Origin of the sequence: Arenimonas sp. (assembly GCF_022842045.1) — a bacterium.
Lineage (GTDB): Bacteria > Pseudomonadota > Gammaproteobacteria > Xanthomonadales > Xanthomonadaceae > Arenimonas.
In genome coordinates this window covers 1-21,415 of the sequence record NZ_JALHQI010000049.1, presented here as the reverse complement: position 1 = coordinate 21,415, position 21,415 = coordinate 1, and the positions used below count along the sequence as shown (strand labels likewise).

General features: G+C 70.7%; 13 protein-coding genes. 7 read left to right on the top strand and 6 right to left on the bottom strand.

What is annotated here, in order from left to right:
- The coding region (gltB, locus tag Q0C12_RS10725) for a glutamate synthase large subunit (protein ID WP_290890116.1) at positions 1-4,156 on the top strand (4,156 nt) is incomplete at its 5' end.
- Positions 4,153-5,574, top strand: coding sequence for an FAD-dependent oxidoreductase (locus Q0C12_RS10720; RefSeq protein ID WP_290890113.1), 1,422 nt, complete (start codon positions 4,153-4,155; stop codon positions 5,572-5,574). The genes gltB and Q0C12_RS10720, both read left to right, overlap by 4 nt.
- 66 nt (positions 5,575-5,640) lie before the next feature.
- Here the strand turns inward: Q0C12_RS10720 and Q0C12_RS10715 are convergent, their stop codons facing one another.
- A complete protein-coding gene (locus tag Q0C12_RS10715) occupies positions 5,641-6,321 on the bottom strand; it encodes a hypothetical protein (RefSeq protein ID WP_290890111.1) in 681 nt (226 codons plus the stop codon).
- 217 nt (positions 6,322-6,538) lie between these two features.
- Between Q0C12_RS10715 and Q0C12_RS10710 the strand changes: the two genes are divergently transcribed.
- Complete coding sequence (locus tag Q0C12_RS10710; RefSeq protein ID WP_290890109.1) at positions 6,539-8,029, top strand: AAA family ATPase; 1,491 nt, start codon at positions 6,539-6,541, stop codon at positions 8,027-8,029.
- 50 nt (positions 8,030-8,079) lie between these two features.
- Here Q0C12_RS10710 and Q0C12_RS10705 read toward each other — a convergent pair whose 3' ends face one another.
- The 3 genes from Q0C12_RS10705 to Q0C12_RS10695 all read right to left on the bottom strand — a co-directional run bounded on the left by Q0C12_RS10705 (position 8,080) and on the right by Q0C12_RS10695 (position 11,375).
- On the bottom strand, positions 8,080-8,559 hold the full coding sequence (locus tag Q0C12_RS10705) for an isoprenylcysteine carboxylmethyltransferase family protein (protein WP_290890106.1): 480 nt from the start codon (positions 8,557-8,559) through the stop codon (positions 8,080-8,082).
- 83 nt (positions 8,560-8,642) lie between these two features.
- Positions 8,643-9,557 (bottom strand): AEC family transporter, encoded by a 915-nt coding sequence (locus Q0C12_RS10700; protein ID WP_290890103.1) that lies wholly within the window; start codon positions 9,555-9,557, stop codon positions 8,643-8,645.
- 3 nt (positions 9,558-9,560) lie between these two features.
- Positions 9,561-11,375, bottom strand: a complete 1,815-nt coding sequence (locus Q0C12_RS10695) for a DUF885 domain-containing protein (protein WP_290890100.1) — start codon at positions 11,373-11,375, stop codon at positions 9,561-9,563.
- 69 nt (positions 11,376-11,444) lie between these two features.
- Here Q0C12_RS10695 and ggt point away from each other — a divergent pair, with 69 nt between their 5' ends.
- A complete protein-coding gene (gene ggt / locus Q0C12_RS10690; protein WP_290890097.1) occupies positions 11,445-13,196 on the top strand; it encodes a gamma-glutamyltransferase in 1,752 nt (583 codons plus the stop codon).
- A gap of 5 nt (positions 13,197-13,201) precedes the next feature.
- Here ggt and Q0C12_RS10685 read toward each other — a convergent pair whose 3' ends face one another.
- Entirely contained in the window at positions 13,202-16,051 is a 2,850-nt protein-coding gene (locus tag Q0C12_RS10685) for an ATP-binding protein (RefSeq protein ID WP_290890095.1), read from the bottom strand.
- Positions 16,052-16,058: 7 nt separating this feature from the next.
- Entirely contained in the window at positions 16,059-17,255 is a 1,197-nt protein-coding gene (locus Q0C12_RS10680; RefSeq protein WP_290890092.1) for an EAL domain-containing response regulator, read from the bottom strand.
- Positions 17,256-17,551: 296 nt separating this feature from the next.
- On the opposite strand from Q0C12_RS10680, the gene Q0C12_RS10675 reads away from it, so the two are divergent.
- The 3 genes from Q0C12_RS10675 to lnt all read left to right on the top strand — a co-directional run.
- Positions 17,552-18,640 carry an SGNH/GDSL hydrolase family protein gene (locus tag Q0C12_RS10675; RefSeq protein WP_290890089.1) on the top strand — a complete coding sequence of 363 codons (1,089 nt, stop codon included), beginning with the start codon at positions 17,552-17,554 and terminating at the stop codon, positions 18,638-18,640.
- Positions 18,637-19,296: a hypothetical protein gene (locus tag Q0C12_RS10670; protein ID WP_290890086.1), complete on the top strand. Its 660-nt coding sequence runs from the start codon at positions 18,637-18,639 to the stop codon at positions 19,294-19,296. The genes Q0C12_RS10675 and Q0C12_RS10670 overlap by 4 nt, the downstream gene beginning before the upstream one ends.
- Positions 19,297-19,328: 32 nt before the next feature.
- Positions 19,329-21,415: apolipoprotein N-acyltransferase (gene lnt / locus Q0C12_RS10665; RefSeq protein WP_290890083.1), on the top strand; the 2,087-nt coding region annotated here is incomplete at its 3' end.

Below are 21,415 nucleotides of genomic sequence, written 5' to 3'. Positions count from 1 at the left end.
CTGCCGCGCCGGGCTGGCGGCGGCGCTGGAGGCGCGCGGGCTGGCCGTGGGCGGCTGGCGCGAAGTGCCGGTGGTGCGCGAAGGCTGCGGCAACATCGCGCTGCGCGGGCTGCCGCGTATCGAACAGGTGTTCGTGCGGACGCCGGGCGGGCTGGACGTGGCGGGCTTCGAGCGGGCGCTGTTCCTGGCGCGGCGCGCGGCCGAACAGGCGCTCGCGGCGCAGGACGATTTCTACGTCGCCACGCTGTCGGCGGCGACGCTGGGCTACAAGGCGATGGTGCTGCCGGACCAGCTGGCCTCGCTGTACCCGGACCTGGCGCGGCCCGAGCTGGCGGCGTCGGTGGTGGTGTTCCACCAGCGTTTCTCCACCAACACCGCGCCCGCCTGGAAGCTGGCGCAGCCGTTCCGGCTGCTGGCGCACAACGGCGAGATCAACACCATCGAGGGCAACCGCGCCTGGGCCCGCGCCCGCGCCGCGCACTGGGTGTCGCCGCACCTGGACCTGCCCGCGCTGCAGCCGCTGGTGAGCGAGGACGGCTCGGATTCGCAGAGCCTGGACAACCTGCTGGAGCTGCTGCTGGCCGGCGGCATGGACCTGCTGCAGGCGATCCGCATCCTGGTGCCGCCGGCCACGGCGTCGCTCGAGTACAAGGACCCGGACCTCGCCGCGTTCTACGAGTACTACGGCCTGTCGCTCGACCCCTGGGACGGCCCGGCCGGCATCGTGATGTGCGATGCGCGGTATGCCGCCTGCACGCTCGACCGCAACGGCCTGCGCCCGGCGCGCTGGCTGCTCACCGCCGACCGCACGCTGGTGGTCGCCTCGGAAACCGGCGTCTACGACGTCGCCGACGCCGACGTGGTGGCCAAGGGCAAGCTCGGCCCGGGCGAAATGCTGGCCGTGGACCTGCAGCGCGGCAAGCTGCTCGACACCCACGCCATCGACGACATCAACAAGGCGCGCGCGCCGTACAAGGCCTGGCTGAAGCAGGGCGTGACCTACCTGAGCACCAGCCTGGTCGATCCTTCGCTGGCGGCCGAGCCCTTCGACGCGCCGACGCTGCGCCGCTTCCAGAAACTGTTCCAGCTCACGCGGGAAGAGCGCGAGGCCGAGCTGCGCGTGCTGGCCGAGACCGAACAGGAAGCTACGGGTTCGATGGGCGACGACACGCCGGTGGCGGTGATGTCGCGACAGATCCGGCCGGTGTACGACTATTTCCGCCAGGCCTTCGCGCAGGTGACCAACCCGCCGATCGATCCGCTGCGCGAGCAGCTGGTGATGTCGCTGGCGACCCAGCTCGGCCCCGAAGGCAATGTGTTCGAAGACAGCCCCGCGAACGCGGTGCAGGTGATGCTGAACTCGCCGATCCTGTCGCAGCGCAAGCTGCGGCAGCTGCTGGCGCTGGAGCAGTTCGCGGACGCGCACGCGCTGCTGCATCTGTGCTTCGACGCGTCGGAGCCGCTGGCAGCCGCGCTGGACCGGCTGTGCGCCGAAGCCGAGGCGGCGGTGCGCAAGGGCGCGGTGCTCGTGCTGCTCAGCGACCGCTACCCGCGCGAAGGCGCGGCCGCCGTGCCGGCGCTGCTGGCCACCGGCGCGGTGCACCACCACCTTTCGGCGGCCGGCCTGCGCTGCCGCGCCAACCTCGTCGTCGAAACCGGCAGCGCCCGCGACGCGCACCAAATGGCCTGCCTGATCGGCGTCGGCGCCACGGCGGTCTATCCCTACCTCGCCTACCAGACGCTGTCGGCGCTCGGCCGTGCGGGCGTGGTGGACGGCAAGCTCGGCAACGAGCCCGCCGAGCTCGGCCGCAGCTACCGGCGCGGCATCAAGAAGGGCCTGCTGAAGATCCTCTCGAAGATGGGCATCAGCACCGTGGCCAGCTACCGCGGCGCGCAGCTGTTCGAGATCGTCGGGCTGGCGGACGAGGTGGTCGCGCGCTGCTTCCCGGGCATGGTGAGCCGGCTGCAGGGTGCCGGCTTCGCCGAGCTGGAGGCCGAGGCGCGCGCGCTGGCCGCGGAAGCCTGGACCGACACCACCGACATTTCCCCGGGCGGCCGCCACAAGCTGGTGGTCGGCGGCGAGTACCACATGTACAACCCGGACGTGATCGCCGGGCTGCAGCGCGCGGTGCGCAGCGGTGATCCGGCGGACTACTTCGCCTACGCCGACCACGTGGACAGCCGCCCGCCCTCGGCGCTGCGCGACCTGCTGGTGCCGCGGGCCGGCATCGCGCCGATTCCGCTGGAGGACGTCGAGCCCGCCGAAGCCATCCTGGCCCGCTTCGATTCCGCCGGCATGTCGCTGGGCGCGCTGTCGCCCGAAGCGCACGAGGCGCTGGCGATCGCGATGAACCGCCTGGGCGGCCGCAGCAACTCCGGCGAGGGCGGCGAAGACCCGGCCCGCCACGGCACCGAGAAGCGCAGCAAGATCAAGCAGGTCGCCTCCGGCCGTTTCGGCGTCACGCCCGAGTATCTGGTCAATGCCGAGGTGCTGCAGATCAAGATCGCCCAGGGCGCCAAGCCCGGCGAGGGTGGCCAGCTGCCCGGCCACAAGGTCAACGCGATGATCGCGCGCCTGCGCCACGCGCGCCCCGGCATCGGCCTGATCTCGCCGCCGCCGCACCACGACATCTATTCCATCGAAGACCTGGCCCAGCTGGTCTTCGACCTCAAGGAAGTGAATCCGACCGCGCTGGTGTCGGTGAAGCTGGTCTCGCACGCCGGCGTGGGCACCATCGCGGCCGGCGTGGTGAAGGCCTACGCCGACCTGGTGACGATCTCGGGCCACGACGGCGGCACCGGCGCTTCGCCGATCTCGTCCATCCACCACGCCGGCACGCCCTGGGAGCTGGGCCTGGCCGAAGTGCAGCAAACGCTGCGCATGAACGACCTGCGCCACCGCGTGCGGCTGCAGGCCGACGGCGGCCTGAAGACCGGCCTGGACGTGGTGAAGGCGGCAATCCTGGGCGCCGAGAGTTTCGGCTTTGGCACCGCGCCGATGGTGGCGCTGGGCTGCAAGTACCTGCGCATCTGCCATCTCAACAACTGCGCCACCGGCGTGGCCACCCAGGACCCGCGGCTGCGCGCGAACCACTTCACCGGCCTGCCCGAGATGGCGATGAATTTCTTCCGCTTCGTCGCCGAGGACGTGCGCCGCTGGCTGGCGACGCTCGGCGTGGCGCGGCTGGAAGACCTGATCGGCCGCACCGACCTGCTGGTGCAGGCCGAGGGCATCACCGCGCGCCAGCGCAAGCTCGACCTGTCGCCGATCCTCGCGGCCGCGGACGGACGCGGCGACGCCGCGCGCCATTGCACCGAAGCCCGCAACCCGCCACGCGACACCGGCCGGTTGGCCGAACGCATGCTCGACGAGATGCGCGCCGCCATCCACGCCGGCGCGGGCGGCGAGTTCCACTTCGACGTCGGCAATGCCGACCGCAGCATCGGCGCGCGCATCTCGGGCGAGATCGCGCGCGTGCACGGCGACGCCGGCATGGCCGAGGCGCCGCTGGCCGTGCACTTGCGCGGGCACGCCGGCCAGAGTTTCGGCGCGTGGAACGCGGGCGGGCTGCACCTGCACCTCACCGGCGATGCCAATGACTACGTCGGCAAGGGCATGGCGGGCGGGCGCCTCGTGCTGCGGCCGCCCGCCGCGTCGCGCTTCGTGGCCGCGCAGGCACCAATCATGGGCAACACCTGCCTATACGGCGCAACCGGCGGCGAGCTGTACGCCGCGGGCATCGCGGGCGAGCGCTTCGCGGTGCGCAACTCCGGCGCGCAGGCGGTGGTGGAAGGCATCGGCGACCACGGCTGCGAGTACATGACCGGCGGCGTGGTGGTGGTGCTGGGCCGCACCGGCCTGAACTTCGGCGCCGGCCTGACCGGCGGCCTGGCCTACGTGCTCGACATGGAGCGCGACTTCGTCGACCGCTACAACCACGAACTCATCGACGTGCTGCGGATCACGCCCGAAGGCATGGAGCACCACCGCCACCACCTTCGCGGCCTGCTGCGGGCGCACGTCGAGCACACCGGCAGCGTGCTGGCCGAAGGCCTGCTGGAGGACTTCCGCGACGTGGCCGGGCGCTTCTGGCTGGTGAAGCCGAAGGCCGCCTCGCTGGAACAGCTGGCCGAAACGCTGAGGAACGCGGCATGAAGGCCAAGCCGTTCCAGTTCCTCGAGCTGCCGCGGAAAATGCCCCGCGAGTTGCCGGCGAATACGCGCGTGCTGGGCTGGCAGGAGATCTACGGCCAGTTCGCAGCGCCCGAGGCGGCCGACCAGAGCGCGCGCTGCCTGGACTGCGGCAATCCCTACTGCGAGTGGAAGTGCCCCGTGCACAACCCGATCCCGGACTGGCTGGCGCTGGTGCGCGAGGGGCGGCTGTTCGAGGCGGCGGAGCTGGCGCACTCGACCAACCCGCTGCCGGAGATCTGCGGCCGGGTCTGTCCGCAGGACCGGCTGTGCGAGGGCGACTGCACGCTCAACACCGGCTTCGAGGCGGTCACGATCGGGTCGATCGAGAAGTACATCGTGGACGAGGCGTTCCGGCTAGGCTGGCGGCCCGACCTGTCCGCGGTGAAGCCCAGCGGCCGGCGCGTCGCCATCATCGGCGCCGGTCCCGCCGGCCTGGCCTGCGCGGACCGCCTGGCGCGCGCGGGCATCGAGGCGCATGTGTTCGACCGCTATCCGGAGATCGGCGGGCTGCTGAGTTTCGGCATCCCGGCCTTCAAGCTGGAAAAGCACGTGGTTGCCACGCGGCGCGGCGTGCTCGAGGCGATGGGCGTGCGCTTCCACCTGGGCGTGGACGTGGATGCGGCCAAAGGCGCCGAACTGGTGCGCGACTTCGACGCCGTGTTCCTGGGCACCGGCGCCTACACCGCGGTGGACGGCCGCCTGCCCGGCCAGGACCTGCCCGGCGTGTTGCCGGCCCTGCCGTTCCTGGTGGGCAACGCGCGCAGGCAGCTCGGGATGCCGTCGCCGGAAGACCCCGCGTTGGAACTGGGCGGCAAGCGCGTGCTGTTGCTCGGCGGCGGCGACACCGCGATGGACTGCGTGCGTTCGGCGATCCGGCTGGGCGCCGCGGAGGTCAGCTGTGCCTACCGACGCGGCGAAGCCGACATGCCCGGCTCCCGCCGCGAGGTGAAGAACGCGCGCGAGGAAGGCGTGCGTTTCCTGTTCAACCGCCAGCCCTTGGCGATCGAAGCGGGCCTGCGCGTGGACGGCGGCCAGCAGGTGAGTGGCGTGCGCGTGGTCGAGACCCGCGCCAGCGGCGGCCGCGGCCAGCCCGCCGAACACGTGCCCGGCAGCGAGGCGGTGCTGCCCGCCGACGTGGTGATCCTGGCCTTCGGCTTCCGCGCCAGCCCGGCGGCGTGGTGGGCGGACTTCGGGCTGGCGCTGACGCCGGAGGGTCGGGTGGTGACCGACGCCACCGGCGCGACCTCGCATCCCAAGCTCTTCGCCGGCGGCGACAACGTGCGCGGCGCCGACCTGGTGGTGACTGCGGTGCACGACGGCCGCGAGGCCGGCGTGGCGATCGCACGGAGACTTCTGGCCAGCGCGGGGCGGCCCGCCTAGACCAGCGGCAATGTCTGCCCGCGCGGAACCCGCAGGCCTGAACAGGACGGCCCGCGGGGACGATTTTCAGGCCCGGGGCGTGTTTCGCAGTTGGCGGAAGCGCTGGAAGAAGTGCACGGCCAGCAGAGCCATCGCCACGCCAAACACGGCGACGATCACATCGCTGCGTTCCCACGACGCGCCCAGGATCAGCTTGGCGCCGAGGTAAACGAGGCAGTTCAGGCAGATCATCGCGGTGAACGCCGACGAGAACAGGCACGGGAAACAAAGGAATGCCGGAGGAACCTTGGCAAGCCGCGCAGGCACGTCCCCAAGGGGCGCCGGGCGGGCCGATCGGGAGCGGGCCGCGCCCATCGCGGCCAGCGCTGTTGCCACGACAGCCAGCCAGAAGCCGCCCTTCACCCCGCCCCAAAGCTCGATGCTTGCGACGTAGAGGCAGGCGCAGAAGACCAGGGCCCCGATAAGACCCAGCCAGGCGCGCCGATAGAGCAGGAAAGCGGCCCCCGCGCCGACCAGGCACATGACGGCCCAAAGGATCTTCGCCCAAAGGGCCATGCCCCACATGGCCACGAACTCGTTGGTCGCCGGGAGAAAGTTGAAGAAAAGATCCAGCGCGACAATCGAATGCATGGCCGCGAGGAGGGCAATGATCAACGCGGCGGACTGGCTGGTGAACGGCGTTCTCGCGGGCATGTCGATCCAGTGTCGGAGTTGGGTGGAGGCGGCCTGCGCGACCGCGACGGGCAACACGCCCGGGTCGGCCAGCCCGCCGGACTCGCACCTTGCCAGAAGCCGGCGCGCCAAGTCACGCCGGGCGACCGCCCGATCTGGTCAGGCCGCGAAGGGGACGCCTGCCTGGAATGGCGGCGGCACTGCTGAAGTGGCGCCGGCCCGGGCCCGAGATAGACGTGGGCTGAGCGCAGCGCAGCCGGTATCATCACGCCCTTCAACGGAAGGACCCCCGATGAGCGAGCTGCAGGACCTCACTTCCCTGGTCCGCGCCAACACGGCGCTGATCGTGATCGAGACGCCCGACGAAGGCCGGGTGGTGGACCTGTTCCGGCACTTGCTCATGAACGTGTGGCGGCCGCTGTACCGCTGGTCGATCACCGAAGGCCTGCGCCGCATCGACCTCGACGGCGAGGACGCGCCGATCGCGCCGCCCGATGCCACCACCACCCTGCGCACCATCCGCGCGATGGACCAGCGCGGCATCCACCTGCTGCTCGATTTCCATCCTTACCTGGGCTATGCGACGACGCAGCGCATGCTGCGCGAGATGATCGACCGCCGCGACTGCAAGGACCACAGCATCGTGCTGGTGGGCGCGAAGATCGAGCTGCCGCCGGACCTCGAACACCTGGCCGTGCGGTTCTCGCTGAAGCTGCCGAACGAGAACGCGCTGCTGAAGCTGGTGCAGGACGAGGCCGCGCTGTACATGCGCGAGCACGGCGGCAAGCGCGTCGAGGTGGACAAGGACGCCCTGGCGATGATCGTGCGCAACCTGCGCGGGCTGTCGCTGGTGGATGCCCGCCGGCTGGCGCGGCACCTGATCTTCCGCGATGGCGTGATCTGCGCCGACGACCTGCCCGAACTGGCCAAGCTCAAGTTCGAGCTGCTCAACAAGTCCGGCAACCTGCATTTCGAATACGACACCGCGCGCTTCAGCGACGTGGCCGGCCTGGCGCGCCTGAAGGCCTGGGTCGGCCAGCGCCGCGCCGCCTTCACCGGCGACGCCGCGCTGCCGGTCGGCCTGGACCCGCCCAAGGGCATCCTGCTGCTGGGCGTGCAGGGCTGCGGCAAGTCGCTGGCGGCCAAGGCGGTGGCGGGCGGCTTCAACGTGCCGCTGGTGCGGCTGGATTTCGGCACGCTGTACAACAAGTACCACGGCGAAACCGAGAAGAACCTGCGCGACGCGCTGGCCTCGGCCGAACAGATCTCGCCCTGCGTGCTGTGGATCGACGAGCTGGAGAAGGGCCTGGCCAGTGCCGGCGGCAGCGACGACGGCGGCGTGTCGCGGCGCGTGCTGGGCTACTTCCTGACCTGGATGGCCGAGCGCAAGTCGAAGGTGTTCCTGGTCGCCACCGCCAACGCGGTCAACGACCTGCCGCCCGAGCTGCTGCGCAAGGGCCGCTTCGACGAGATCTTCTTCGTCGACCTGCCCGACCACGGCGCCCGTGCCGAGATCTTCCGCATCCACCTGGCCAAGCGTGAAGTGGACTGGGAAGGTTTCTCGCTGGACGCGCTGGCCGAGGCGGCGAATGGCTTCTCCGGCGCCGAGATCGAGCAGGCCGTGGTCAGCGCGCTCTACGCCGCCCACGCCGCGCAGGCCCCGGTGGACGAAGCCCGCGTGCTCGAGGAAGTGCGCAACACCCGCCCGCTGAGCGTGCTGATGGCCGAGCAGGTCAACGCGCTGCGCGAGTGGGCCCGCTCCCGCACCGTCCCCGCCGACTGATCGCACCCGCCCCTTGCAGGAGGGCCTTCAGGCCCTCCTGCAAGGGGCGGTCAGATCCAGCGGCGGACTTTTGCGCAGTAGTCGGCGTAGTCGGCGCCGAAGCGCTGGTGCAGGTAGGCCTCCTCGCGACCGATGACGTAGTGGTGAATCACGAACACCACCGGTCCCAGCGTCAGCAGCGGCCACAGGGTGTTGAGCACGAGCGTGATCGCGACGTAGGCCATCGCCATGCCCACGTACATCGGGTTGCGCGTGTGCCGGTAGATGCCTTCGACCACCAGCGCGCTGTCTTCCCGCCACGGCCTCGGATCGGTGCCCTTGCGCCGGAACCCGCCCAGCGCGCTGCCGATCAGCCAGATCGCCACGAGGCCAAAGCCCGCCGCATGCAGGTCGAGCCACCACGCCCGGGACGGACTGACCAGCAGCCACTCGAACAGCCAGCGGTCCAGCGCCAGGCCGGCGCCGAGGCCGATCAGGAAGATCAGCGGCGGCGGGAAGCGGACGCCGGGGTTTGGATTTGGCTCGCTCATTTCAAGGACCGGGAGAGGCGCAGTGAGGGAGGGACTTCATTCCCGATGATTCTCGCCGAAGCGCATCGGGACTGAAGTCCCTCCTACAGGAGGCGTTGGAGGAGCCAGGTCCAGGCGGGGAGCGTGGCCAACGAGAGCAGGATGCCATAGCCGACCATCGCGGCCGCGAGGCCGGGGGCCAACCGGTGCGATATCGCCAGCGCGGCGGCGGTGATCATCGGTGGCATCGCCGACTCCAGCACCACGGCGTCGTGCGTCCCGCCGGTCATGCCGAACGCCCGGGCGATGCCGAGCGCGAGCAGCGGCATTACCGCCAGCTTCAGCGCCAGGCCGGCGGCGAGCGGCCTGAGCTCATCGCGCGGCAACGCCAGCTTCAGGCTCAGCCCGATCGCTAGCACCACCAGCGGCAGCAGGGCGTCGGCCAGGCGCTGCAGGCCGCCCGCAATCCAGGCCGGGGGCGCTTCGGGCATCACGGTCAGGCCCACGACGAGCGCGAGGAAGGGCGGAAAGGTCACGATGCGCCGGCCGATCATCCCGGCCGTCGGCTTCGCGTCGCCGCCGTAGCGCGCGAGCACGTAGAGCCCGAAGGTGGACAGGATCAGGAAGGCGCCGAACTGGTCGTAGATCACTGCGTACGGCAGCGCGCCCTCGCCCAGCAGTGCGCGCACCAGCGGGTAGCCGAGGAAGCTGGTGTTGCCCAGCGCGACGCACAGCAGCAGCACGGCATGTTCGTCCGGACGCAGCTTCAGCACGCGCGTGACGCCGGTGACCAGCACCACCGTCGCGACCAGGAGAAGCCAAGGCACCGCCGCCACCGCAAGCACCTGCGGCCCGAGCTCGAGCCGCGGCGCATAGATCAGCACCGAGGCCGGCAGGCAGACGTACAGCACCATCTTGTTGAGCACTTCCGCCGCGTTGTCGGGAAACAGCCGAAGGCGCTGGAACAGCAGTCCCAGCGCCAGCATCGACAGGATCAGCGCGAAGGCGTCGAACGCCATCGATCAGGCCTGCTTCGCCTTCTCGGCCGCGATCCATTCGCGGATCTTGGTCTGCAGCACGCCCATCGGCAGCGCGCCGTCCACTAGCACCTGGCGATGGAAGGCGCGGACGTCGAACTTGTCGCCCAGCTCGGCCTCGGCTTCCTCGCGCAGCTCGCGGATCACGCGCTGGCCGACCTTGTAGGCCAGGGCCTGGCCCGGGATCACGATGTAGCGCTCGACCTCGGCGATGACGTCGGACTCGGCCATCGAGGAATTGGCGAGCATGTAGTCGATCGCCTGCTGCCGGTCCCAGCCGTAGTAGTGAAGGCCGGTGTCCACCACCAGGCGCATCGCGCGCAGCTGCTCGTCGCTCAGGCGGCCGTACCACTGGTAGGGGTCGGTGAAGAGGCCCATTTCCTTGCCCAGCGACTCGGCGTACAGCGCCCAGCCCTCGGCATAGGCGGTGTAGCCACCGAAACGGCGGAAAGCCGGCAGCGACTCGACTTCCTGCTGGATCGAAATCTGGAAGTGGTGGCCCGGCGAGGCCTCGTGGATCGACAGCGTCTCGACCAGGAAGTTCGGCTGCGCGCGCAGGTTGTGGGTGTTGAGGTAGAACACGCCCGGGCGCGCGCCGTCCGGCGACGGCGCCTGGTAGGACGCGCCGGCCTCGGACGCGGCGCGGAAGGCCTCGACCGGGCGGACTTCATAGTCGGCCTTGGGGAAGATGTCGAACAGCTGTTCCAGGCGCGGGTTGATCTTCTTCTGGACGTCGCGATAGGCCTGCAGCGCCTCTTCCTCGGTCTTGAAGTAGAACTGGTCGTCCGTGCCCAGGTGCTCGAAGAACGCCGGCAGGTCGCCCTGGAAGCCGACCTGCTCGCGCACCGCGTTCATCTCGGCCAGGATCCGCGCGACTTCCTCGAGGCCGAACTGGTGGATCTCTTCCGGCGTCAGGTCGGTGGTGGTGTTTACCTTCACGTTGTGCGCGTACCAGGCCTTGCCGTCCGGCAGGTGCATCTGGCCGACGCCTTCGCGCGCCTTGGGCAGGTATTCGTCGCGCAGGAAGTCGCGCATCTTGGCGTAGGCCGGCACCAGGGTGTTGGCGATGGCGTCGCGGTAGGCGGCGGTCAGGCGTTCGCGCTCGGCGGCCGGGAACTCGGCCGGCATGTTCTCGATCGGTCCCCAGAACACGCTCTGCTCGACGTCGTCGACCACGTGCGCGCCGAACTGCGGGATCGACTTCTCGACCACCGGCACCGGCTGCACCACGCCGGCGGCGATGCCTTCGCGCAGGTTGGCGATGGCGGTGTCGTTGAGCACCGGGAAGCGGGCGATGCGGGCCAGGAAGTCGTCGTAGTGCTTGACCTCCTTGAACGGCTGCAGGCTCTGGCCCGAACCGAGCTGGGCGACGAAGCTGCCGTAGTTGCCGAACTGGTTCACCGGCAGCATCCAGCCGGGGAAGCGGTTGCCGGCCAGCGAGGACTCGCGGTCGGCGATGAAGATGTCGTAGCTCAGGCGGTGCTGGCCGCTGAGCGCGTTGCGGTCCAGGGCCTGCACGCGGGCGAGGAAATCACGCTCGCGGGCTTCCTGTTCGGCGCGGTATTCCGCCGAGAACAGGTCCGGCAGCTGGTCGTTGTAGCGCAGGTCGCCCAGCGCGGTGGCGAAGATCGGGTTGGCCTTGAGTTCGGACTCGTGCCATTCGGCCAGCAGGGCGTCGAGCTCGGCGGCGACCGCGGCCGGATCGGCCTGGACGGCGGCGGGCGCTTCGGGCGCGGCCGGCTCGCGGCTGCAGCCGGCGACGGCCAGCACGCAGGAGATCAACAGGACGGAGGCACGCATCACGGTTCCTTCGCTTTCGCGGGGTGGGGGTTGCGCTATCTTCCCCCAGTCGCCGCCCGGAGCCCACTGATGAAAGTACTGCCCACCTGCCTGTTGCTGACCGCCGCCCTCGGCGCGGTCCTGGCCACCCCCGCCAGCCAGGGCGCGGACCGGATCACCGGCCACGCCTTCGCCACCCGCTCCGAAGTCATCGCGCCCGAGGCCATGGCCGCCACTTCGCACCCGCTGGCCACGCAGATCGCGCTGGACGTGATGCGCCGCGGCGGCAGCGCGGTGGATGCGGCGATCGCCGCCAACGCCGCGCTGGGCCTGATGGAGCCGACCGGCAACGGCATCGGCGGCGATTTCTTCGCCATCGTCTGGGACCCCAAGACCGCGAAGCTGCACGGCTACAACGGCTCCGGCCGCTCGCCGAAGTCGCTGAGCCTGAAGTGGTTCCAGGACAAGGGCTACACCGCCATCCCGCCGCACGGCCCGCTGCCGGTCACGGTGCCGGGCGCCGTGGACGGCTGGTTCGCGCTGCACGGCCGCTTCGGCAAGCTGCCGATGGCCGATGTCCTGCAGCCCACCGTGGACTACGCCCGCAAGGGCCACCCGGTGCACGAGACCATCGCCTACTACTGGAACCGCAGCGTGCCGGTGCTGTCGAAGTGGCCGGGCTTCACCGAGCAGTTCACGGTGGACGGGCGCGCGCCGCGCAAGAACGAGATGTGGCGCAACCCCAACCTCGCCAACACGCTCGAGACGATCGGCCGCGAAGGCCGCGACGCCTTCTACAAGGGCGACATCGCCCGCACCATCGGCGACTACTTCAAGGCCAACGGCGGCTTCCTGGGCTACGAGGACATGGCCGCGCACACCGGTGAATGGGTCGAGCCGGTCAGCACCAATTACCGCGGCGTGGACGTGTGGGAGATCCCGCCCAACGGCCAGGGCATCGCCGCGCTGCAGATCCTCAACATCCTCGAGGGCTACGACTTCTCGAAGATCCCGTTCGGCAGCGCCGAGCACATCCACCTGTTCACCGAAGCCAAGAAACTGGCCTTTGCCGACCGCGCGCGCTGGTACGCCGACCCGGCCTTCTTCCCGGCGCCGGCCCGCGGCCAGACCCAGGCCCAGGCCGCCGCGGCGCTGACCGCGCGCCTGATTTCCGAGGACTACGCCGCCGAGCGCCGCAAGCTGATCAACCCCGACCGCGCCGCGCGCGCGGTGGACGCCGGCGCGCTGCAGCAGGGCGACACCATCTACCTCACCACCGCCGACAAGGACGGCATGATGGTCTCGCTGATCCAGTCGAACTACCGCGGCATGGGCAGCGGCATGGCGCCGCCCGGGCTGGGCTTCATCTTCCAGGACCGCGGCGAACAGTTCGTGCTCAAGGCCGGCCACCCGAATTCGTTCGCGCCGGGCAAGCGCCCGTTCCACACCATCATCCCGGCCTTCGCGACCAAGGACGGCAAGCCGTGGATCAGCTTCGGCCTGATGGGCGGCGCGATGCAGCCGCAGGGCCACGCGCAGATCATCATGAACCTGGTGGATTTCGGCATGAACCTGCAGGAAGCCGGCGACGCGCCGCGCATCCAGCACGACGGCAGCACCGAGCCGGCCGGCCAGAACGTGGCAATGACCGACGGCGGCGTGCTGAACCTCGAAACCGGCTTCGACTACGAAGTGATCCGTGCGCTGATGCGCAAGGGCCACACCATCGAGTTCGCCGACGGCCCCTACGGCGGCTACCAGGCGATCATGCGCGACCACGACAATGGGGTGTACGTCGGCGCCAGCGAGAGCCGCAAGGACGGCCAGGCCGCGGGCTACTGAGGCCCTCAGCCCCAGCGGTCGGCGACGTGGCGCTTGAGCCGCTGGACCGCGGTCTCGACGTCCGCGCAGTGCGGCAGCACCTGCGCCCAGTCGGCTGACTTGGCCGCAGCCTCGGCGGCCGATGCCGCTTCGGCCAGCGGATGCGCGCCCACCAGGCGCGCGGCGCCCTTGATCTTGTGCGCCTGGCGCGCCAGCCGCTCCAGGTCGCCGGCCGCACGCGCGGCGGCGAGTCCCTGCAGGTCGGACGCCGTGGCCTCCAGGAAATCGGCCATCACCGCGCGGGCTTCGTTCGGATTGCCGCCGGTGATCATGTCCAGCACCGAACCGTCCAGCGGCGTCGGGTCGCCGTGCGCCTGCGGCAGCGGGGACGGCATCACCTCGCCCGCCAGCGGCTCGGTGTGCGGCATCCAGCGGCGCAGGCAGGCCACCAGCTCGGGAATGCTGACGGGCTTGGCCAGGAACTCGTCCATGCCCGCCGCCAGGCAGCGCTCGGCCTCGCCCTTGAGGGCGGCGGCGGTGAGCGCGATCAGCGGGGTGCGCGGCTTGCCGTCGCGCATTTCCTCCGCGCGCAGGGCGCGCGCCATTTCATAGCCGTCCATCTCGGGCATGTGCACGTCGGACAGCACCAGCGCGTAGCGGCCGGTGCGCCAGGCCGCCAGGCCCTTGACGCCGTCCTCGGCCGATTCGCTGGCGTAGCCGGCCAGCGCCAGCTGGCGCGCCACCACCAGGCGGTTGGTGGGGTGGTCGTCAACGATCAGCACCAGGCTGCGCTCGGCCAGCGCCTGGGCGACCGACGGCAGCGGCCGCGCCAGGAAGCCCTTGTCCGCCTCGGGCACGGTCTCGGGCTCGAGGTCCTCGACCCGGCCGCGCGGCAGCGTGATCTCGAGCCGCAGCGTGGTGCCCGCGCCCGGCGTGCTGTCCATGCTGACCTCGCCCTGCATCAGCTCGGCCAAGCGACGCGAAATGACCAGGCCCAGCCCGGTGCCGCCGAAGCGCCGCGTGGTGCTGCCTTCCGCCTGCGAGAACGGCTGGAACAGCCGCGCCTGCTGTTCGGGCGTGACGCCGATGCCGGTGTCGGTGATGCGGAAGCACACCCGGTCGCCATCGCCGGCGCGGCCCTTCCACTCCAGCGCGGCCTCGACCATGCCCGACTCGGTGAACTTGATGGCATTGGACAGGAAGTTGCCCAGCACCTGGCGCAGCCGAAGGCCGTCGGCCACGTGCGCCGGCCCGATGCGGTCGTCCACTTCGCAGGTCAGCACCAGGCCCTTGCTGGAGGCCGATCCGCTGTAGTTCGCCACGGTGGAGCGCAGCAGTGCCGGCAGCGACACCGTGATGGGCGACAGCTCCAACCGCCCGGCCTCGACCTTCGAGAAATCGAGGATGTCGCCGATGATCTGCAGCAAGGAACGCGCGGACTCCTGGATGACCTGGATGGTGCGGCGCTGGTCGTCGTCGAGCGGGCTGTGCGAGAGCACTTCCAGCATGCCGGTGACGCCGATCATGGGCGTGCGGATCTCGTGGCTCATCGCCGCCACGAAGCTGGACTTGGCCTCGCTGGCCTCGCGCGAACGCGCCTCGCTGGCGCGCAGCTGCTGCTCGAGCTGCTTGATCTGGGTGAGGTCGGTGCCGACCGCGATGTAGCCGACGATCTTGCCGCTGCCGTCGCGCATGGCCGAGGTGGCCAGCAGCACCGGCACGTGGCTGCCGTCCTTGCGCACGAAGGTCCACTCCCGCGGCGGCGAGCCCTGCACGACCAGCAGCGGTATCAGGCCATTGCCGGCCGCGATCGGCCGGTCCAGGGCCTGGGTCAGCTCGGCCGTGACCTTCCCGACCTCGGCCGGCAGCAGCAGGCGGCCGATGCTGCGCTGGCCGAGGAAGTCCTCGGCGCGGAAGCCGGTCAGCCGTTCGGCATGGGGATTGAAGGTGGTGACCCGCAGCTCGAGGTCGAAGGAGATGATCGCCACCCGCGCCGCCGCGAACAGCGAGCGCTGGAACACCTCGCGTTCCTGCAGCGCCTCGCGCACCTGCTCGTTGCGCAGCAGCTGCTGGTTGAGCTCGTGCTCGAACTTGCGCACGTCGTCGCGCATCACCAGGAACACGTCCATCACCTCGCCCAGCTCGCCCTCGGGATGGAACCGCGGCATCGCCTGGTAGTCGTGCCGGCGCATCTGCTGCGCCAGCGCGGTGAGGCTTTCCACGCCCTTGTAGACGTTCCGCACCAGCTTGCTGCCCACCAGCGCCACCACCACCAGGGTGAACAGGCTGGCCAGGGTGCGCAGCCAGGCGGCGCGCACGGTCCGGGCCTCCTGCTCGCGCACCTTCTGCTCCGCTTCGATCATCTCCAGGTCGCTCAGGTGCTTCATGCGCGTGGTGACCGGGTCGATGGCGGGATAAAGCTCGGTGTCGGCAAAGCGCGCCAGCGCGACGATGTCCTTCTGCTCGAGGATGCCGCGCAGCGTCTGCGCGGCGGTGTCGGCGCGCGTGCGTGCGCGGGTGATCTGCTCGTAGAGCTTCTTCTGGTCGGGCGTGAGCGGCATCTGCTCCAGCGCGGCCCAGTGCTCGCGGATGCGCAGGCGGGCGTGGTCGACGACCTGCACGCCCTCCTCCCAGGTGATCAGGTCGTTGCGGACGCGGAAGGTGGTGTCGACGATGTCCAGGCCGTAGGCATCCGACACCGCCTTGATGCGGCGCAGGCCGGCCAGGGATTCGTCCTTGAGCGACTCCAGCGCGCGCTGGCTTTGCTGCCGCTCGTATTCGTCCAGGGCCAGCACGCCGGCGCCGGTGAGCAGGAGCAGGCCGAACAGGCCCAGCAGCTGGATGCGGATGCCGAACTTCTGGCCCGGGCGCGGCATCGCCGGGTCAGTGATGGGTCTGGCGCCAGCGCTGGATGGCATCCGGGAGCTGTTCGCCCGGCACCGGCGCCGAGATCAGGTAGCCCTGGGCGAAATCGCAGCCGAGCTGGGCCAGCAGCTGCCACTCCTCGATGGTCTCGACGCCCTCGGCGACCACGCTCAGGTCGAGCTTGCGGGCCAGGTCGAGGCTGGTTTCGATCATGGCGCGCTTGCGCGGCTGGCCAGGCGCGCCGCTGACGAAGCCGCGGTCGATCTTGAGTTCGGTGAAGGGGATCTGCGAGAGCTGCGACAGCGAGGAATAGCCCGTGCCGAAGTCATCCACGCTCAAGCCGAAGCCCTTGAGCCGCAGCCGCGCCAGCATGCCCAGGCCGCGCGCGGTGTCGCTCATCACCGAGCTCTCGGTGATTTCCAGCACCACCTGGTCGGGGCTGAGGCCATGCTCGCGCAGCACCGCCTCGTAGCGGTCGGCCACCTCCGGGCCGGTGAGATTCTGGGCCGAGACGTTGACCGAGACCTTCAGGTCCAGTCCGCGCGCCCGCCAGCGCTTCCACCAGGCGCATGACTGCACCAGCATCAGGCTGGTCAGCTCGTCGATCAGGCCGCCTGCCTCCATCACCGGCACGAACACGGCCGGCGGCACCATGCGGCCATCGGCCAGGCGCCAGCGGGCGAGCGCTTCCACGCCGACGATCTTGCCGTTGCCGAATTCGGCCTGCGGCTGGAACCACGGGACGATCTCGCCGCGCGCCAGCGCCTCGCGCGCCTGGTCGAGCGTCACGTCGATGTCGAGCGCGACCTGGCCGCCGATCACCTCGGCCTCGTAAAGCGACAGCACCGTGGTGAGCTTGCCCGGCGTCAGCGGCTTCTCGATGCAGCCCAGCACGCGCAGTCCCGAAGCCTTGGCCATCACCTGCACGGTGTGCAGCAGGGCCGGCTCCATCGCGCTGACCACGGCGATGGAGTGGGCCAGGCGCTCCTGGGCGACGATGCCGATGAACTCGACGCCGTCCATGCCGGGCATGTCCAGGTCCACCAGCACCACGTCGGGCGGGTCGGGCAGGGCGCGCAGCAGGTCCAGGGCCTGGAAGCCGTCGGCGGCCTCGTGCAGGCGGGTCAGCCCCAGGTCGGCCAGCAGGCGCAGGCCCAGCCGGCGCTGGAAGCCGTGGTCCTCGACCAACAGCAGGGTCAAACCCGCCAATCCCATGCCTTTCCCCCGAAAGCCTGAACGACGCCGCGATGCGCCGACTCTACCTGTCGCCAATGCAAGCCGGTAGTCCGTGCTTTCTCGCCCCGGCGCCCCCCGGGGGGCGCGGGCCCCGCCCGGAAACGTGCTGCACCGCACATTGCTTGCCCCCCGACCGTACGCTAGCGTCCGGCGGGCGGTGGAAAGGGGAAGGACGAACCCGTGTCCAGTGGTCGTCCCCATCGCGTCAGGTTTCGTCGAACAAGGCGGGCGCCGTCCGGCGTCCGTGGCGTACACCACTCGAAGGGGAGACATTGATGAACATGCACAACCGCGGCACCGCGATGCGGTGCCTGTCGGCGGCCGTCCTGCTGGCCGTTGGCGGCCCGGCCCTGGCGAACACGCTCAACCAGAACGTGTCCTGGACCATCGACCGTTCCGGCACCACCGCCAAGTACCGCATCGTCGCCTACGGCGATTCCATCTACGCCGGCTACAACGGCTCGGTCAGCAACGCCGCCAAGTACGCCGCGCCCACCGTGGACGCCGAGTACCTGGCCGCGCGCTGGAACGCCGACATCGAGAGCGTGCGCCGCACCAAGTCGGGCGCCATCGCCAGCGACGTCTACAACAGCAAGATCGTCAACGAGCGTTCGTACATGCAGGCGGCCTCGACCCGCGTGGTGACCTTCGAGATGTGCGGCAACGACGGCCTGCAGGCCCGCACCAGCTTCAAGGGCCAGTCCGGCACCTGCAACTACGCGGTGCTCGACACCGCGGTGGCCAATTGCCGCCTGTACGTGGGCCGGGCGATGGACTTCATCAACGCCAACGCGCACCCGAACACCCGCCTGAAGGTCATCTCCAACCTGTACTACCCGGGCTACGCGGCCGACAACGTACAGAGCAGCTGCCGCGACGCCAGCACCGGCCAGACGGTGAGCATGCAGGACCGCTTCCTGCCGGCGATCGCGAAGATGAACTGGTCGATGTGCGACCAGGCGCGGCTGAAGGGCTTCCAGTGCGCCGACAGCTTCGCCCAGTACATGGGCGCGGACTACGACAGCAACGGCGACGGCGTGGTCGATTCCGAGGCGCTGCGCTACGTGCCGGGCGAGAGCGAGGCCAGCTACGTCAACCGCGTCTCGGTGACCCTGCGCGGCACCGTCCGCGATGCCAACACGCACTTCGTGTCGTCCTCGAGCAGCTTCGACTACATCCAGTCGGACAACGTGCACCCAACCTACACCGGCGGCACGGTCAGCGCCGGCCTCTGGGGCGGCACCACCGGCACCGGCGCGGCGCGCTACACCAGCTTCACCAACGGCCGCAGCCCGATCTGGAACCAGCTCGGCCATGAGCGCATGGGCTGGGCGATCTCGGTCTACAACCCGGCCGCGCCGTGACCCAACCGCGCCAGCCGCCCGCCCCGCCGTCCGGACCGGACGGCGACGGCGTGCGCGTGAGTGCGAAGGCAGGGGCCGCGTCGCGGCTCCTGCTTCCCGGGCTGGCGGTGGCGGTGGCGGTGCTGGCGGTGTTCGTGGGTGGCTGGCTGCTGCTGGCGCCTGCCGCACCGACAGCGCCGGTTCCGGCGGTTTCCATCGCGGCGCCTTCCGCGTCCGGCCCTGCACCCGTCGTGGCCTCGCGGCCCGCCGTTGCCGCCCCGGCCGAAGTGGCCGAGCTGCCCTCCGACGATCCGAACGACCTGGCCACCTATTTCCGGCCCGGCGACCCCGAGCCGACCGGCGCCGACGTGATCGGCGCCCTGCACGACCTGGGCATCCGCACCGGCCTGGGCGCCTTCGATCCGCCCGGCACCAGCCCGCCGCTCGAGGGCCTGGCCGTGCCCGAGGACTACCCGTTGCCCGACGGCTACGTGCGCCACCACCAGTTCACCGACGAAGGCTTGGCGATCGAGCCGATCCTGATGTTCGCGCCCGACTTCACCCTGTTCGACGCCGATGGCCGGCCGATCACGATGCCCGCCGACCGCGTGGTCCCGCCCGAGCTGGCGCCGCCCGACCTGCCGATCCGGCGGGTGCGCATTCCGCCGGCCGGCTGAGGCCGTGAGGGGAGCGCGCTGAATTGAATTTCGTGTCGCGGGTTTCGCCGCGCTGGCGCGGCATCGCCGGTGTGCTGCTCAGCGCCCTGCTGCTGGGCCTTTACGCGCGCGGTGGCGTGGCCGGGATGCTCGGCTTCGTGGCGCTGGTGCCGTGGCTGCTGGCGATGGATCGCGGTGCCGGCGCGCGCGGCATGGGGGCTGGCGCCGGCCTGGCGCCGGGCGCGTCGGGCGGCGCCGGCAGCATGCGTGCTGCCCTGGCCAGCGGCGTGCTGATGAGCCTGGCTTTCGTCGCGGCCGTGTTCGTATGGTTCGGTGCGGCGATCGGCGCTTACACCGGCCTGGGTTCAGGCGTCGGCATCGCGGTGCTGCTGGTGCTGGCGCCCGTGATGCAGCCGCAGATCGTGGCGTTCGCGCTGGTTCGGCACCTCGCCGGGCGTCGCCACGGCCCCGTGCTGCGCGCGCTGGCCGGCGCGGCGGCGTGGGTGGGCGTGGAGTGGGCGCTGCCGAAGCTGCTGGGCGACACGCTGGGCCACGGGCTGCATCCCTCGGCCACGCTGCGGCAGGCGGCGGACCTGGGCGGCGGCGCACTGCTGACCGTGCTGATGCTGCTGGTGAACGAAGCGATCGCGCTGGCGATCACCCGGCGCCGCGAAGGCATGCGTGCATTCGGCAAGCCACTGGTCGCCGCACTGGCGGTGCTGTCGGCGATGGCCGGCTACGGCCAGTGGCGCCTCGGCACCCTGCCCGCGCCGGGCCCGGACGTGCCGCGCCTGAAGGTGGCGATGGTGCAGGCCAGCATCACGAACTACGAGCAGCTGCGCCGGGAGATCGGCGCCTACGGCGTGGTGCGCCGCGTGCTCGATTCCCACTACGAACTGTCCTGGTCGGCGCTGCGCGACCACGGCGCGGACGTGCTGCTGTGGTCGGAGACGGTTTACCCGACGACCTTCGCGCATCCGCGCAGCGAAGACGGCGCGGCGCTGGACCGCGAGATCCAGGGCTTCGTGGACGCCGCCGGCGTGCCGCTGGTGTTCGGCACCTACGACCTGGACGAGGCCGGCGAATACAACGCCGCCGCCTTCCTCGAGCCCGGTCGCGGGCTGTTGGGCTTCTACCGCAAGGCCACGCCCTTCCCGCTCACTGAGTACGTGCCGGCTTGGCTCGACCACGCCTGGCTGCGGCGCCTGCTGCCCTGGGCAGGCGGCTGGCGCCCCGGCGACGGCGTCCGCGTGATGCCGCTGCGCACCGCCGACGGCCGCGAAGTGAACGTGCTGCCGCTGATTTGCCTGGACGACACGCGCGGCCGGCTGGCGATCGATGGCGCGCGGCTGGGCGCGCAGGCCATCGTCGGCATGTCGAACGATTCCTGGTTCACCCACTACCCGGCGGGCGCGCGGCTGCATCTCTCGGTGGCGGCCTTCCGCAGCATCGAGACCCGGCTGCCGCAGGTGCGCGTGACCACGAATGGCCTCAGCGCCGTGATCGACGACACCGGCGAAGTACTGGCCAACACCGCCATGGGCGACCAGGCCGTGCTGACCGCGGAACTGCCCGCCCATGACCCAACGCCGACGCTGATGGTGCGCTGGGGTGATTGGGTGGGGCGCGTGGCGCTGGGGTTCCTCGCCGCACTGGCCGCGCTGGCCTTCGCCGCGCGGCATGCGGCACGCCAGCGCCAGGCCGCGCCCGCCTTGCCCGCCCGCGTGATGCTGCTGCCGCCCGCCGCCCGCGCCGCGATGGCGGCGCTTCGCGTCGGTGCCGCGCTGGGCCTGGCGTGGCTGGTGCTCGACATGTGGCTGCGCATGGGCTTCCAGGTGCAGTCGCTGAAGCAGCTGCAGCTGTTTGGCTACGCCGTGGCGCTGCCGCTGGTGGCCGCGTGGGCACTGGGCCGCTGGTTCACCGCGCTGGCCAGCGTCGAGGGCAGCGACCTGGTGCTGGACGCGCGTGACCAACGCATTGCCGTGCCGCTGGCTTCGATCACCCGCGTGCGAACGTGGCGCCTGCCCTGGCCCGGCAGCGGCGCGGACCTGGTGCTGGCCTCGGGCCGTCGGTGGTCGAAGGGGCTGGCGGTGCGCGACCCCGCGGCGCTGGCGCATGCGCTGGCCGCCGCCGGCGCGCC